Consider the following 16,082-nt stretch of genomic DNA (forward strand, 5'->3'; position numbering starts at 1 on the left):
ATGGGCTGGCGTGACTTTGTCCCGGACGTCGTCGAGGACGCGGTCGACGACGGTGCCGAGTGGGTCGGGGACCGTGTGGACGACGCCGGACGGTGGACCGCCGACCGGCTGGACGACGTGGGCTGGCAGTCCGGCGCGGACTGGGTGCGTGAGCAGTCCGGCTCGTTGGCGAACCGGTTGGGTGCCGAGGTCGACGAACTGGATCTCGGGCAGACCGAGGACAAGACCAAGCTGATCTACGGCAGTCCGTCGAAGATTCGCTCGACCGCTTCTCACCTCCGCGATTTCCAGGAGGCGTTCAATCAGGTCGGCGAGGGTCTCAGAGGACTGGAGTCGGACTCCCTCAAGGGCGAGGGGGCGGACGCGTTCCGGGAGACGGTGTCGATCGAGCCGCCGAAGTGGTTCAAGGCGGCGGACGCGTGCGAGGACGCGGCAGCCGCGTTGGAATCCTTCGCGGACACCGTGGAGTGGGCGCAGGGCGAGGCGCAGACCGCCATCGACAAGTGGAAGGCGGGTACGCGGGCGTCGGAGGAGGCACGGGACGCGTACAACGACCGGGTCGATTCGTACAACCAGGCTGCCGACCGGTACAACGCCCTGCCGGCCGACGAGCGCGAGCCGTCCTGCCGGCCCCAGAAGCCGGGCGAGTTCAGCGATCCGGGCACCGCGCGCATGGAGGAGGCGCAGGACATCCTGGCCGAGGCCCGGCGGCAGCGGAACTCGGCCGCCGAGACGGCGCGCGCGGCGGTGACGGCGGCGCGGGACATGGCCCCGCCCAAACCGTCGTACAGCGAACAGCTTCAGGACGGCCTTGAGGAAATCCCCGTCATGGTCGACCACGTCGAGGGCGGCATCATCAGGGGTACGGCGGGCATTCTCACGTTCGCACGGAGCGTCAACCCGACCGACCCGTACAACCTCACGCACCCGGCGGAGTACGTGACCTCGCTGAACAGCACGGCGACCGGGCTGTTGACGGTGGCCAACGACCCGTGGGGCGCGGGCCGGCAGATGGTCGGCGACTTCATGAGGGACCCGGCGGAGGGCGTTGGCCGGCTCATTCCCGATCTGGCGCTGACGGCTGCCACCGGCGGTGCGGGTGCCGGCGTGAAGGCGACCCGGCTGGCGGCGGACGCGGCGGACCTGGCCTCCGACGCGCAGCGGGCGCGCCGTGCGCTCAACGACGCCCCGGAAGGGACGAACGACCCTCCGAACGGGCGGCGCGAAACCGGGGGAACCGACCCGGTGGACCTGGCCTCGGGACGGATGTTCCTGCCGCAGACCGACGTGGTGCTGCCCGGCGCGCTGCCGCTGGTCTTCACCCGGCGCGTCGAGTCCGGCTACGTGGTCGGCCGCTTCTTCGGCCCGTCCTGGTCCTCGACAGTGGACGAGCGCCTGGAGATCGACGCGAACGGGGTCGTTCACGTCACGGACGACGGGCTGCTGCTGGCGTATCCGCACCCGGTTCCGGGGCTGTACACGCTCCCGGAGACCGGTACGGTCCGGCGCACGCTGGCCCGTGACGAGGCCGGTGACTACACCGTCACCGACCCGGACACCGGGCTGGTGCGGCACTTCACGGCGCCGCCCGGGGTGGAACCTGGCGGCGACGGCGACGCGTGGCTGGTCCAGATCAGCGATCGCAACGGCCATACGATCAACGTCGACCGGGCCGCTGACGGCACCCCGCTGGCGCTGGTCCACTCGGCGGGCTACCGCCTGGTGCTGACGGTGGCCGAGAGGCGGGTCACCGGACTGGCGTTGGCGTCGGCCTCGGCGTCGGCCGGGACAGGGGACAGCCGTACGGACGCCAGCGGGGCGAGCGGCGGCCCTCTGGGCGACGACGCGCGCGGCAACCGTGGGGTCGGACATCGCGTGGACGGCAACCGTACGCACGAGAGTCGGCCGGACACGGGGCGGCCGGACGGGAGCGGGACAGACGATTTCCTCGCACCCGGCACCGCTCCGGCTCCGGACCACACCGATTCCGACGACGGCCGTCGTACGGTCCAGCCTCTCGTGTCGTACGGCTACACCGACGGCAACCTCACCACCGTCACCAAAGCGTCCGGCTCCACCCTGACCTTCGAGTACGACGACCGCCGTCGGGTGACGGCCTGGGTCGACTCCAACCAGCGCCGCTATGACTATGTCTACGACGACCTGCACCGGGTCATCGCCGAGGGTGGCGAGGCCGGCCACTTCCAGGTCAGCCTCACCTACAGCGAGCCCGACCCGGCCACTGGCCATCGCACCACCACGCTGACCACCGCGGACGGCCATACCACCCGCCATTTGATCGGCGACGGCTGCCGGGTCCTGGCCACCACCGACGCGCTGGGCCACACCACGCGCTCCACCTACGACCGCCGTGGCAACGTGCTGACGCGGACCGACGCGCTCGGTCACACGACAGCTTTCACCTATGACAAGGCTGGGCGGGTCACTGCTGTCACCCGCCCGGACGGCAGCCAACTCCGCACCAGACGCAATGCGTTGGGCCTGACGACGGAGTTCATCGGTCCGGACGGCGCACGTTGGCGGCAGGAGTTCGACGAGCGCGGCAACCGTACGTCCGTCACCGACCCGGCCGGCCACGCCACGCATTACGCGTACGACACGCATGGCCGCCTCGTTTCGGTGACCGATGCGCTGGGCGCCGTCAGTACCGTGCGCTGCGACCCGGCCGGGCTGCCGCTGGAGATCACCGATCCGCTCGGGGGCACCACCCGTTACGAGCGTGACGTGTTCGGCCGCCCGGTGCGGCTCACCGACCCGCTGGGTGCCGTCACCCACCTGGAGTGGACGGCCGACGGCGAACTGGCGCGCCGCACCGGCCCGGACGGGGCGACCGAGTCATGGACGTACGACGGCGAGGGCAACTGCACCAGCCACACCGATGCCGTCGGCCAGGTCTCCCGTTTCGAGTACACCCACTTCGATCTCATGGCCGCCCGTACCGACCCGGACGGCGCACGCTACGAGTTCTCACACGACGCCGAGCTGCGGCTGACCCAGGTGACCAACCCGCAGGGGCTGACCTGGTCGTACACCTATGACCCGGCCGGCAGGCTCATATCCGAGACAGACTTCGACGGCCGCACCCTCACCTACACCCTCGATCCGGCGGGGCGGCTGGCAGCCCGTACGACACCGCTCGGCGAGACCGTCGCGTACGAGCACGACCCACTCGGCCAGATGATCCGCAAGGACGCGGCGGGTGAGGTGACCACGTACGCCTACGATCCGGCGGGGCGCCTGCTGAGGGCAGCCGGTCCGGACAGCGAGCTGGTCTACCAGTACGACCGTCGAGGCCGTGTAAAGACCGAGCTCGCCGACGGCCGCGCGACAACCTACGCGTACGACGAACTGGGCCGCCGCACCCGCCGCGTCACCCCGACCGGCCGGGTCACCACCTATGGATATGACGCGGCCGGCAGGCCCACCCACCTGACCACCGGCGGCCACCGCATCGAGTTCACGCGTGATGTGGCCGGCCGGGAGCTGGAACGTGCGTTCGGCGACATCCTGACCCTGTCCTCGACCTGGGACGACGCGGGACGACTGGCCACCCAGAAACTGTCGACCGGCGCCCGCACTCTCAACACCCGCGCCTACACCTACCGTGCCGACGGTCACCTCACCGCGCTGGACGACTCACTGCGCGGCGCCCAGCGCTTCGCCCTCGATCCCGTCGGCCGGGTCACGGCGGTCACGGCCGCCGACTGGAGCGAGACGTACGCCTACGACGAGGCCGGTAACCAGACGACGGCAACCTGGCCCGCCCGCTACGCCGGGGGTGACGCGGCGGGGGAGCGTGCCTATACCGGTACGCGCGTGCGGCGGGCGGGCGCCAACCGCTACGAGCACGACGCGGCGGGCCGTCTGGTGCTGCGCACCAAGACCCGCCTGTCGAAGAAGCCGGACACCTGGCGCTACACGTACAACGCCGACAATCAGCTCACCGCCGTCACTACCCCCGACGGCACGCGCTGGCGCTACCGCTACGACCCGCTGGGCCGTCGCACGGCGAAGGAACGCCTGGCCGCCGACGGCGTCACCGTGGCGGAACGTACGACGTTCACGTGGGACGGCACGGTCCTGGCGGAGCAGACCACCACGGACGCGGGGCAACTCCCGCACCCGGTCACGCTGACGTGGGACCACCAGGGCTTGACCCCGCTCGCCCAGACGGAACGCCTCACCGACGAGGCGACGCAGCGCGAGATCGACGCGCGGTTCTTCGCCATCGCCACGGACCTGGTCGGCACCCCGACGGAACTCATCGACGAGTCGGGCGACATCGCTTGGCACACCCGCACCACGCTCTGGGGCACGACGACCTGGGCCAGAACCAGCACGGCGTACACCCCGCTGCGCTTCCCGGGCCAGTACTTCGACCCGGAGACGGGCCTCCACTACAACTACTTCCGCTACTACGACCCCGAGACGGCCCGCTACACCACCCCGGACCCCCTGGGCCTGACGCCAGCCCCCAACCCGACCACCTACGTCCACAACCCGCACAGGTGGATCGACCCACTCGGACTCGCGCCGTACCCGAACAATGGGGGTCTCGGCCGCCTGATTGAGGTCAACAAGCCAGATCCTGCGGCGGATGCCCTGGCTGAGCGGCTAGGAGGCGAATCACGCGTCAGGTTCGAGAACGATCCCACGAGGCGGGAATTCGATGCGATCAGCGATCAGTATGTTGCTCAGTCGAAGCCGGAAGGGATGCAGATGGGAAGTTCCTTCCGTAACCAGGCCAAGGCCACCTTTGAGCGTGCGATAGAATCCGGTCGTACGCCATATTTCCACTTCGATGGAGAGCCTGGTCCTGGGGTCATTGATAAACTACGGGAGTATGGCCGACGTTACGGGATCGATCCCGTAATTGATACAACTCCGTTGGAGTGAGGTCGATGTACGAGTTTCACGGCTGGTTCGGAATTTCCGAATCCCCTGAGGAAGCAGACATAGGGGGACTAAGTGAGGGAATCGCTGAACTGCGGGCGCTGATCGCCGGCATCGATTGGGCAACGGGCGAGGTTTCTCTTACCTTGCACAATGGTCAGTACTTTGTCCTGGCCAACGGTCTGATGAACCGTCGCAGGGACGAAGCGCGGGAGTTGGACCAGTTGTTGCTGTACATCGCCGGTCGCTTTCGCGGTGCGTGGGGCATTCTCTACGAGCGCTCGGACGACATGGATAGGCCGCCCGGTTCAGGTGCCTTCCGCGTCCGCGTTATGGCCAAGGGAGAGGTCAAAGTTCGCATGGATCCATTCCTGTCGCCCTGCTATCCGGTCATTGAGGACTAAGTGTGTTTCGCGATTTCCTGATGAAGGATGTCAAATAAAGTCCCAGAATGGTGAGAAGGTTTTCCCGGATCAGGTGAACGGGTTTTGTGTGTTCGTTTTCTGCAAGGCTAGAAGTGGGGTCGTGGTTTAATTTCCGGCAGGGGCCTTGCGAGTCTGGTGCGTGTGTCGACGGAATTAGATTTGACTGTCTGATGGGAGCGGCGGTCGTCTGGAGCTTCGGCCATAGGGGGAAGCGGTGGCCCCGGGCGGTCAGATAGGTGGTGCTGCCAAGGCAGCCTGGTAGTACGGCGGGGCGATCCTGGTAGTCGTACCACCTGGAAATAGCCTCGGGTGTCCGGCAGGCTGGGGGTATGAGTACCACGACCGCGTCCCGTCCGCCGACGGCCGGGCAGGACGGTGACATCCGGCGGCATGAGCTGGCCGCGTTCCTGCGGAGTCGGCGGGAGCGGATCATGCCTGAGCAGGTGGGGCTGGACCGGGGGCCGCGGCGGCGGACGCCCGGGTTGCGGCGGGAAGAGGTCGCGCAGCTCTCCGCCGTCGGCGTGACCTGGTACACGTGGCTGGAGCAGGCGCGTCCCATTCAGGTCTCCGCGCAGGTGCTGGACGCGCTCGCGCGGGCTCTGCAACTCGACACCAGTGAGCGGGCGCACCTGTTCGCGTTGGCCGGGGCCGTCGATCCCGCGCCGGGGACGCCGTGCCCGACGATCACGCCCTCGCTGCGGCTGATGCTGGAGCGGCTGGAGCCGTTCCCGGCCTGCGTGCAGAACTCCCGCTACGACATCCTCGCGTACAACCGCACCTACGGGCGGCTCATGTGCGACCTCGACGCCCTGCCGCCCGAGGACCGCAACTGCATGTGGCTCGCGTTCACCAACGAGGAGTGGGGCAGGTCGCTCGGCGCCAATCGGCAGGAGACGACGCGGATCATGGCCGCCAAGTTCCGAGCCGCCATGGCCGAGCACCTGGCCGAGCCGGCCTGGAAGACGATGCTCGGCCGGCTGCGGTCGGCCTCGCCCGAGTTCTGCGCGATCTGGGAGCAGCACGAGGTCGTCGCTCCGGTCGGGGACCGGACCAAGCGGTTCGTCAACGCCGAGGTCGGCACGCTCACCCTGGAGCACACGAACCTCTGGCTCGGGCCGTCCTCCGGGCCTCGGCTGGTCAGCTACATCCCGGTGGACGACGAGTCCCGGCTCCGGCTCGAGCGGTTGCAGGCCCTTGTGCAGGAGCGCGAGGAACTGGCGGCGGTGGTAGCCGCGAGGTAGGCGGCGCAAGCTGGGTGGCGCTCCGGGTGTCCTCGGACCCGCAGCGTTGCTGGCGAAGTGTGCCCGGCAGGACCCGGTGTGCTCGGTGTGCTCGGTGGGGCCAGATGCGCCGGGGACAGCGCCAGGTGTGTCCCGGTCAGCCCGGTCAGCCCGGTGTGTCCGGGGCGACCGGGTCTGTCAGGGGCCGATCGGCCTTTGTGTCGCGGTGTCCGCGCCCTGTCGGTCCCGTGCCGCCCCAGCCGCCGGTTCCAGCCGGGCCGCCGTGCGCAGCGCCGTGCCCCGGGCCCAGGCGCCGCTCGTCAGCGCCCCGAGCAGCAGGACGCACGCACCGCAGCCCGTGATGATCCACCAGGCCGGGCGGCTCGCGTCCAGGAAGTCGGCGGCGTACGCGGCGGAGGCCGCTCCCGCACCCGGTCGCGCCCCTGACGACGGACCCGTCGCCGAGGCGATGCCGCCCGCCAGCACCGCGCCGATCACCGCCACGCCCAGCGTCTGGCCGATCTGGCGGCTGGTGGAGGCGACGGCCGCCGCGACGCCCGCCTGGGAGCGGGGCATGCCGGAGACGGCGGTGTTGGTGATGGGCGCGTTCACCATGCCGAAGCCCAGACCGAAGGCGACGTAGCCGGTGAACATCAGCGAAGTCGTCGCCGCCGCGTCGAACGCCGCGAACAGCACGCCGCTCAGCGTCATCGCCGTGCCCGCGATCAGCAGGGAGAGCCGTGGGCCCCGGCTGCCGACCAGGCGCCCCGACAGCGGGGCGCAGACGAAGGTCAGGGCCGCCATCGGCAGCATGTAGAGCCCGGCGTGGAGCGCGGACAGGCCTCGTACCTCCTGGAGGTAGAGGGTGTTCAGGAAGAGGAACCCGCCGAGGGCCGCGAAGGCGCAGACCGCTATCACGGTCGCCCCGCTGAACGGCGCGCTGTGGAAGAACCGCAGGTCGATCAGCGGCTGGGCGCGCCTCGGCTCGTACAGCAGCAGGCCGACGAGGCAGAGCGCGGCGACGGCGGCGAAGGTGAGGATGAGCGGTGAGGTCACCCCGGCCGCGGGAGCCTCGATGATCGCGTAGGTGAGCGCGCCGAGTACGCCGATGATCAGCAACTGCCCCACCGGGTCCGGCCGGCGGGGCTCGGGGGCACGGGACTCGGGTACGTAGCGCCAGGTCAGCAGGAGTGCCGCGAGCCCGACCGGGAGGTTGAGCCAGAAGATCGACCGCCAGCCCACGGAGTCCACCAGCAGCCCGCCGATCAGCGGCCCCGCCGCCATGGAGATACCGACGACGGCGCCCCAGACGCCGATCGCGCGGGCCCGCTCGCGCGGGGCGGTGAAGGTGTTGGTGATGATCGACATCGCGACGGGGTTGAGCATCGAACCGCCGACGGCCTGCACCATCCGGAAGGCGACCAGCGCTTCCAGGTTCGGCGCGAGGGAGCAGAGGAGCGAGCCGAGGGTGAAGACGACCAGACCGGCCATGAACACCTTGCGGCGGCCGATCCGGTCGGCCGTGGAGCCCGCGAGCATGAGCAGGGACGCCAGGACGAGCGTGTACGCGTCGATCGTCCACTGGAGTCCGGAGACGGAGGCGTTCAGCTCCTCCCGCATCGAGGGCAGGGCGACATTGAGGACGGTGTTGTCCAGGCTGACGATCAGCAGAGACATGCAGCAGATCGCCAGCACCAGCAGCTTCCGTCGGTGGCTGAGCTCGGACATGTATCGATAGTACGGTTAACTAATGAGTAGGGATATGCGCGACAATGGGCGGATGACCGCTCCACTCGCCCCGTCCGCCCCGGTGCTGTCCGCCGCTCCCGCGTCGGTCACCGAGCACGCCCCCATGCCGGCCGCCGAGGACGCGCCCGCCTCGGCCACAGAGGACGCGCCACCCGCGACGTCCGCGCCCGTCGCGCCGCTCGCCATCGGCCCGCACACCGTCACGCCGCCGGTGGTGCTCGCGCCCATGGCCGGTATCACGAACGCGCCGTTCCGGACGCTGTGCCGGGATTTCAGTGGTGGCCAGGGGCTGTTCGTCAGCGAGATGATCACGACCCGGGCACTGGTCGAGCGCAACGAGAAGACCATGCAGCTCATCCGCTTCGACGCGAGTGAGACGCCGCGCTCGATCCAGCTGTACGGGGTGGACCCGGTCACCGTCGGCAGGGCAGTCCAGATGATCGTGGACGAGGACCTGGCCGATCACATCGACCTCAACTTCGGCTGCCCGGTGCCCAAGGTGACCCGCAAGGGCGGCGGCTCGGCCCTCCCGTACAAGCGGCCCCTGCTCCGGGCGATCCTGCGCGAGGCGGTCTCCAACGCCGGGCCGCTGCCCGTCACGATGAAGATGCGCAAGGGCATCGACGACGATCACATCACCTATCTGGATGCCGGGCGCATCGCCGTTGACGAGGGGGTGACGGCGATCGCGCTGCACGGCAGGACCGCCGCGCAGCACTACGGCGGGACCGCCGACTGGGACGCCGTCGCGCGGCTCAAGGAGCACGTTCCGGAGATTCCGGTGCTCGGCAACGGCGACATCTGGTCGGCGGACGACGCGCTGCGGATGGTGCGCGAGACCGGCTGTGACGGCGTGGTCGTCGGACGTGGCTGCCTCGGCCGGCCCTGGCTCTTCGCGGACCTGGTGGCGGCCTTCGGTGGTACGGGCACGGCGGTGCGGCCCACGCTGAACGAGGTGGCCGGCGTCATGCGGCGCCACGCCGAGCTGCTGGGGGAGTGGATCGGGGACGAGGCCCGTGGGGTGATCGACTTCCGTAAGCACGTGGCCTGGTACCTGAAGGGCTTCTCGGTCGGGTCCCAGCTGCGCAAGCAGCTCGCGGTCACCTCCTCCCTCGACGAGCTGGACGAGCTGATGGCCGGGCTGGATCTCGGCCAGCCGTGGCCGGACGGCGCGGACGGGCCGCGCGGACGCACGTCGGGCAACAACCGGGTCGTGCTGCCGGACGGCTGGCTCAAGGATCCGTACGACTGCGCCGGGATCGGCGCGGACGCGGAGCTGGACACCTCGGGCGGCTGAGGGCGCGGAGGCGCGCGGACGCGGGCGGACGGGGCCGGGACGGGGGCAGACGCGCGACGGCGGCGCCCCCTTCTGCTGGGGCGCCCCTCTTGGCGGCGCCCCAGCCCCGGTGACGACCGCCCCCTCCGCTTTGGCGGCGCCCCGCCCCGGCGAACCTGTCCGCATGCTGGGACGCGCGGGCAGATTGGCGCCCACTCGCCACGTGATTCTCGCCACCTTGAGACAGGTGGCGCTCAGATGAGCGGATCATGGGCGGGGTGTGCTTTCGAAAGTGGTGGCACGCGGTGCCGCCCTTTAGTCGTTCAAGTCTTGAACTCATATGCCGAGCATCGCGCTCAGGTGAGCGGAGTTGGTCATGTCTGGGTCATGCCCGCTTCGAGTGATGAAAGAACCGCGATACGTCAACTCCGCGCCGTCGGCATTCGATCCGGTGGCGGACGGGTGGTTAAGGCCGTATGACAGGCAAGTGGACGTACCCACTCACCTTCGATCTGGGTATGTTCCTCGCCACTAGGGCAGCCACCGCGTCGTCGAGGAGTCGAGACCGTGTCGGAAAACCAAGATCCTCACGTACCCACCTCCGGATCAGCGCGTGAAGAGTCGCGTGACGAGTCCCGACAGCGCGAGGGGACACGGAAGTTCGTCTACGACTTCACCGAGGGCAACAAGGACCTCAAGCACCTCCTCGGTGGCAAAGGCGCCAACCTCGCCGAGATGACCAACCTGGGGCTGCCCGTGCCCCCCGGCTTCACCATCACCACCGAGGCGTGCAACATCTACCTCGACAGCGGTACGGAACCGCCCGCCCTGCGCGACGAGGTGAGCACCCATCTCGACGCCCTGGAACGGAAGATGGGCAAGCGGCTCGGTCAGGCGGACGACCCGCTGCTCGTCTCCGTGCGTTCCGGGGCCAAGTTCTCCATGCCCGGCATGATGGAGACCGTCCTCAACGTCGGCCTCTCCGACGGCTCCGTCGAGGGTCTCGCCGAGCAGGCCGGTGACGAGCGCTTCGCCTGGGACTCGTACCGCCGGCTCATCCAGATGTTCGGCAAGACCGTGCTCGGCGTCGACGGTGACCTCTTCGAGGACGCGCTGGAGGAGGCCAAGCGCGCCAAGGGGGCCGCCACCGACGTGGATCTGGCGGCCGGTGACCTCAGGAAGCTGGTCGAACGGTTCAAGAAGATCGTCTCCCGGGAGGCGGGCCGCGACTTCCCGCAGGACCCGCGCGAGCAGTTGGACCTCGCGATCCGTTCCGTCTTCGAGTCGTGGAACACCGACCGCGCCAGGCTCTACCGCCGTCAGGAGCGCATCCCCGGCGACCTCGGCACCGCCGTCACCGTCTGCTCCATGGTCTTCGGCAACCTGGGCCCCGACTCCGGTACGGGCGTGGCCTTCACGCGCGACCCGGCGAGCGGTCACCAGGGCGTGTACGGCGACTACCTCCAGAACGCGCAGGGCGAGGACGTCGTCGCGGGCATCCGCAACACCGTCCCGCTCGCCGAACTGGCCACCATCGACAAGACGTCGTACGACCGGCTGCTGGCCATCATGGAGACCCTGGAGACGCACTACCGGGATCTGTGCGACATCGAATTCACCATCGAGCGCGGTCAGTTGTGGATGCTCCAGACGCGCGTCGGCAAGCGCACCGCCGGGGCCGCCTTCCGGATCGCGACCCAGCTGGTCGACCAGGGGCTGATCGACGAGGCGGAGGCGCTCCAGCGCGTGAACGGGGCGCAGCTCGCGCAGTTGATGTTCCCGCGCTTCGACGAGGAGGTCGAGCGGGAGCTGCTGGGGCGCGGGATCGCCGCGTCGCCGGGTGCCGCCGTCGGCAAGGCGGTGTTCGACTCGTACACCGCGATCAAGTGGTCGCGCTCCGGCGAGAAGGTCATCCTCATCCGCCGCGAGACCAACCCCGACGACCTGGAAGGGATGATCGCCGCCGAGGGCATCCTGACCTCGCGCGGCGGCAAGACCTCGCACGCGGCCGTCGTCGCGCGCGGTATGGGCAAGACGTGCGTCTGCGGCGCGGAAGAACTGGAGGTCGACACGAAGGCGCGCCGGCTGACGGTGGGGGAGCGGGTCGTCGAGGAGGGCGACACGGTCTCCATCGACGGTTCCACCGGCCGGGTCTACCTCGGTGAGGTGCCCGTCGTCCCGTCGCCCGTGGTGGAGTACTTCGAGGGCCGGATGCACGCGGGTGCCGACGACGCGGACGAACTGGTCGAGGCCGTCCACCGGATGATGGCGTACGCGGACCGGCGCCGCCGGCTGAGGGTGCGCGCGAACGCCGACAACGCCGAGGACGCGCTGCGTGCCCGCCGCTTCGGCGCGCAGGGCATCGGGCTGTGCCGCACCGAGCACATGTTCCTCGGCGAGCGGCGCGAACTCGTCGAGAAATTGATCCTCGCCCACACGGACGAGGAGCGTGAGGTGGCACTGGGTGCCCTGATGCCGCTCCAGAAGCAGGACTTCGTCGAGCTGTTCGAGGCGATGGACGGGCTGCCGGTGACGGTCCGGCTGCTGGACCCGCCGCTGCACGAGTTCCTGCCCGACATCACGGAGCTGTCGGTACGGGTCGCGCTCGCCGAGGCCCGCAAGGACCACAACGAGAACGACCTGCGCCTCCTCCAGGCCGTGCACAAGCTGCACGAGCAGAACCCGATGCTCGGACTGCGCGGGGTCCGGCTGGGCCTGGTCATCCCCGGGCTGTTCGCCATGCAGGTGCGGGCGATCGCGGAGGCCGCCGCCGAGCGGAAGAACGCCAAGGGCGACCCGCGCGCCGAGATCATGATCCCGCTCGTCGGTACGGTCCAGGAGCTGGAACTCGTACGGGACGAGGCCGAGCAGGTCATCGCCGAGGTCGAGCGCGCCACCGGTACGGAACTCAAGATGGCGCTCGGCACGATGATCGAGCTGCCGCGGGCCGCGCTGACGGCCGGTCAGATCGCCGAGGCGGCGGAATTCTTCTCGTTCGGGACGAACGACCTCACGCAGACGGTCTGGGGCTTCTCGCGTGACGACGTGGAGGCGAGCTTCTTCACCGCGTACCTGGAGAAGGGCATCTTCGGCGTCTCGCCGTTCGAGACGATCGACCGGGACGGAGTGGGCTCGCTGGTGCGGAGCGCGGTCGAGGCGGGCCGGGCCACGCGGCCGGCGCTGAAGCTGGGGGTGTGCGGGGAGCACGGGGGTGACCCGGACTCGGTGCACTTCTTCCACGAGGTGGGTCTGGACTACGTCTCGTGCTCACCGTTCCGGATCCCGGTGGCGCGGCTGGAGGCGGGCCGGGCGGCCGCACGGTCGCAGGGCAGCGACGCACGGTAGTCTGCGAGTCACCGTTCGCGGTGGTGCCGGGGTTCCGGCGCCGTGCGGACACCGGAGCCGCCGCGGGGCTCTTCGACCCTCACCGACCCCGGTCGGCGGCTGCGGCGCGGAAAGGGCGGGCGCCTTGTGCGGGGCGCCCGCCTCCGCGCTGTGCGCCCGCCTCCGCGCTGTGCGCCCGCCTCCGCGCCGTGCGCGCCGACCCGCGCCGTCCGCTCGCTGTCGACCGGCCCGTGGGGGCGGGGCCGGCGAGGCGCGTCGGCGGGTGGCGCACGGTCCGGGACGGTGACCGAATATGGCGTCCGTACACGCGTCGGCATTGACATGTTCCCCGATCGCACTCCACGGAATTGCGCCACATCGCGCCCGTGGGCCACGGAGGCAAACCACGCGGAACGCCGCACGGAAGGCCGCGCCGTGAACCGCGGGGGCACGACTCGCGGATCCCCACCCGACGAGCCGCGCCCCCATTACGCGGGCCGGACATGGAGCCGCAACCGTCACCGACCGCCGCCGGGCCCGCAAAGCCCCCCACGGCCTTCGCGCGCCTTTCGGTCGTCTCGGGTTTCATGCCCGACGCGGTACAGCTTTTCGGGTCCGGCCCCACCTCCGCGACCCGTTTCAACTGTGGCCGAAACACCGTGGTAACCGGGTGTGATGGCATGCATACTCATTGATCGGGGAGATGGTGGAGGCACAGGTGGGGACTGGATGCTGCGTATTCATTTCACGGATAAGGACCTCGGTGGGCTCAGGACGGCCACCGGACCCGACCCGCTGTGGGAAACGATTCTGAGCTTTCATCGAATACGGGATCGACGCGGCCCGCTCGTCTTCGGGGAATGGCGCCGGGAAACCCGTGCCCGGTTGAAAAGTGAAACACTTCTGCTCTCCGCGCTCGTTCCTCAGCGCGGCTATTTCCCGGATTTCCTGACACCGGCGCCCGCGCGGGCCGCACCCGGCTACGGACCCGAGCCGACGGGGCGCCCGGCGGCCCTGGAGGCGGGGCTGGAGGCCGTACGGGCCACGCCGCCCGAGCGGGTCCGCGCCGAACTCGCCCTGCTGGCCGCCGGGCGCTCCCGGGCGGCGCGCCGGGACGCGGGGTCATTACGGCCGGCGGCCCTGGACCAGTCGCAGCCGGTCATGTCCGGTACGGGTGCGGACGCGGGTACGGCCCGTGGGGGCGGCGGCCGGGGCAGGCGTCTCGCCGTCGCCCTCGCGCCGCTCCTCGACGACGGTCCGGACGCCCTGGCCCCGCTCGTCGACGCGCTCCGCACGTACCACCGCGCCGCGGTCGAGCCGTACTGGCCGTACATCCGGGCCAGGACGGAAGCCGACCGGACCCTGCGCGGGCGGGCCCTGCTGGACGGCGGCGCGGACGAACTCCTCGCCACGCTGCCGCCGATGCTGCGCTGGCGCGCCCCGGTGCTGGAGGCGGACTACCCGGTCGAGCGCGAACTGTGCCTGGACGGGCGGGGGCTGCTCCTCCAGCCCTCGTTCTTCTGCCGCTCCACCGCCGTCGTGCACCGGGATCCGCGGCTGCCGCCCGTGCTCGTCTACCCGATCACGCACTCCGACGCGCCCGCCGCCGTCGAGCGTCCGGGGCCCTCGCTGGGCCGGCTGGTGGGGCGGACCCGCTCGGCCGTCCTGCGGGCCATCGAACACGGCTGCACCACCAGCGAACTGGCCCGCAGGACAGGGGTGTCGCTCGCCTCGGCCAGCCAGCACGCGGGCGTCCTGCGCGAGTCGGGACTCGTCGTCACCCTGCGACGCGGAAACGCGGTCCTGCACACGCTCACACCGCTGGGCGCCGCCCTGCTGCGGGGCGGCGCCGACGGGGCCGGTGCGTACGCGGACAGTGCGTACGGCGAGGGGAACGTGAACGGCGCGCACAGGAACGCCTCCCATGGCAGCGCCTCCCATGGCAGCGCCTCCCAGGGCAGCGCCGCCTACGGGAACGGTACGTACGGCGACGGCGGTGCCTACGCAGACGTGCGGAAGGGGCCGGTCACCTCGTACGTGATGCCCCCCGACGCACTCGTGCCCGTACCGCGCTGGCTGGAGAAGTAGAGCCGCGTGCCGTCGGGGGAGAAGGCCGGTCCGGTGATCTCCGAGCCGGACTGGCCACCGATCCGCAGGAACGGGGCCACGATGTCGTCGGGGGTGATCACGCATATCTCCATGTTCCCGCCGTCCTCCGCGACGAAGAGATCGCCGGAGGCGCTGCCGGTGACGTTGTCGACACCGGTCAGGGGTGCCGAGCCGGACACCAGCGAGTCGTCGTAGGCCAGTTCGATGGTCCCGGCGGCGGCGTTGTACTGCCACACCCGGTTGTCGCCCTTGGTCGTGAACCAGCAGGTGCCGTCGGCGTAGTAACAGCCCTCGCCGCCGTTGAAGCGCTTGGCTCCGGACACCTGGTTACGGGTCGCGGCGTTGGCGCCGCTCGGGTCGGGGACCGGCGCCCAGCTCACCGGGCCGCTCGTGCCGGTTCCGGCGACGAGCACCTCCAGCCGGCCGGAGGAGAGATCGCCCCACGTGGTGGGCGTGAAGCGGTAGAAGCAGCCGTCGGGAACGTCCTCGGTGAGGTAGACCGTGCGGCGGACGGGGTCGGCCGCCGCGGCCTCGTGCTTGAAGCGGCCCATGGCGTCCCGCCGCACGGCCGCGTTCACGCCCCACGGGTCGGTCTCGTAGACGTACCCGAGGTCCACCTCCTCGCAGGAGAGCCAGGTGTTCCAGGGCGTTCTGCCGCCCGCGCAGTTCTGGCGGGTGCCGGAGAGGATCCGGTACGCGGCGGTGATCGAGCCGGTCGAGGAGAAACGGATCGCGCTCGCGCCCCCGGAGGGGTTGATCTCCGAGTTCGAGACGTAGATCCAGCCGGTGCCGTCCGGGTAACAGGCACCGCCGTCGGGGGCGTTGTGCCAGGTGTAGGAGGTGCCGGGCACCCGCTGCCCGGACCGGGCGATCACCTGGCTGGTGAAGCCCGCGGGCAGCCGGATGTTGTTGGCGTCCGCCGCGCCGAGCGCTCCGTACGGGCCCGTGCCGGGCTGGGCGGGTGAGGCGAGGGCGGCGCCGCGCCACAGGGTGCCGCCGAACGCGGCTGCCGAGGTGCCGATGACCGCTCCGCGCAGGAAATTGCGACGTTCCACTGGTCGCTCC

At 70.2% G+C, this 16,082-nt stretch carries 7 protein-coding genes and 1 pseudogene; 6 read left to right on the forward strand and 2 right to left on the reverse strand.

Annotated features, from left to right (window positions below):
• From IG02_RS0129680 to IG02_RS0129690, 3 genes are all read left to right on the forward strand, one after another.
• Nucleotides 1-4,917 carry a putative T7SS-secreted protein gene (locus IG02_RS0129680; RefSeq protein ID WP_037804657.1) on the forward strand — a complete coding sequence of 1,639 codons (4,917 nt, stop codon included), beginning with the start codon at nt 1-3 and terminating at the stop codon, nt 4,915-4,917.
• 5 nt (nt 4,918-4,922) lie between these two features.
• Nucleotides 4,923-5,318, forward strand: a complete 396-nt coding sequence (locus tag IG02_RS0129685) for an Imm7 family immunity protein (RefSeq protein ID WP_030754726.1) — start codon at nt 4,923-4,925, stop codon at nt 5,316-5,318.
• A gap of 350 nt (nt 5,319-5,668) precedes the next feature.
• Complete coding sequence (locus tag IG02_RS0129690; RefSeq protein ID WP_030754728.1) at nt 5,669-6,580, forward strand: helix-turn-helix transcriptional regulator; 912 nt, start codon at nt 5,669-5,671, stop codon at nt 6,578-6,580.
• Between the two features lie 177 nt (nt 6,581-6,757).
• On the opposite strand, the gene IG02_RS0129695 is transcribed toward IG02_RS0129690, so the two are convergent.
• Nucleotides 6,758-8,287: an MFS transporter gene (locus IG02_RS0129695; RefSeq protein WP_030754730.1), complete on the reverse strand. Its 1,530-nt coding sequence runs from the start codon at nt 8,285-8,287 to the stop codon at nt 6,758-6,760.
• Nucleotides 8,288-8,411: 124 nt separating this feature from the next.
• Between IG02_RS0129695 and dusB the strand changes: the two genes are divergently transcribed.
• The 3 genes and pseudogenes from dusB to IG02_RS39935 form a co-directional block, all read left to right on the forward strand.
• Nucleotides 8,412-9,605 (forward strand): tRNA dihydrouridine synthase DusB, encoded by a 1,194-nt coding sequence (gene dusB, locus IG02_RS0129700; protein ID WP_051765889.1) that lies wholly within the window; start codon nt 8,412-8,414, stop codon nt 9,603-9,605.
• Between the two features lie 546 nt (nt 9,606-10,151).
• Nucleotides 10,152-12,929, forward strand: a complete 2,778-nt coding sequence (ppdK, locus tag IG02_RS0129705) for a pyruvate, phosphate dikinase (RefSeq protein WP_030754733.1) — start codon at nt 10,152-10,154, stop codon at nt 12,927-12,929.
• Between the two features lie 708 nt (nt 12,930-13,637).
• Nucleotides 13,638-14,759: pseudogene (locus tag IG02_RS39935) on the forward strand (ArsR/SmtB family transcription factor); the annotation flags it as partial.
• Between the two features lie 149 nt (nt 14,760-14,908).
• Here IG02_RS39935 and IG02_RS0129715 read toward each other — a convergent pair.
• A complete protein-coding gene (locus IG02_RS0129715; RefSeq protein WP_030754735.1) occupies nt 14,909-16,072 on the reverse strand; it encodes an alkaline phosphatase PhoX in 1,164 nt (387 codons plus the stop codon).
• Between the last annotated feature and the right edge of the window lie 10 nt (nt 16,073-16,082).

This window comes from Streptomyces sp. NRRL F-5135, assembly GCF_000719775.1.
Lineage (GTDB): Bacteria > Actinomycetota > Actinomycetes > Streptomycetales > Streptomycetaceae > Streptomyces > Streptomyces hebeiensis.

What these genes read in the sequence shown, in the direction of transcription:
- dusB (WP_051765889.1), top strand. Translation starts at nt 8,412, where the DNA reads ATGCCGGCCGCCGAGGACGCGCCCGCCTCGGCCACAGAGGACGCGCCA.
- IG02_RS0129680 (WP_037804657.1), top strand. Translation starts at nt 1, where the DNA reads ATGGGCTGGCGTGACTTTGTCCCGGACGTCGTCGAGGACGCGGTCGAC.
- IG02_RS0129690 (WP_030754728.1), top strand. Translation starts at nt 5,669, where the DNA reads ATGAGTACCACGACCGCGTCCCGTCCGCCGACGGCCGGGCAGGACGGT.
- IG02_RS0129695 (WP_030754730.1), bottom strand. Translation starts at nt 8,287, where the DNA reads ATGTCCGAGCTCAGCCACCGACGGAAGCTGCTGGTGCTGGCGATCTGC.
- IG02_RS0129685 (WP_030754726.1), top strand. Translation starts at nt 4,923, where the DNA reads ATGTACGAGTTTCACGGCTGGTTCGGAATTTCCGAATCCCCTGAGGAA.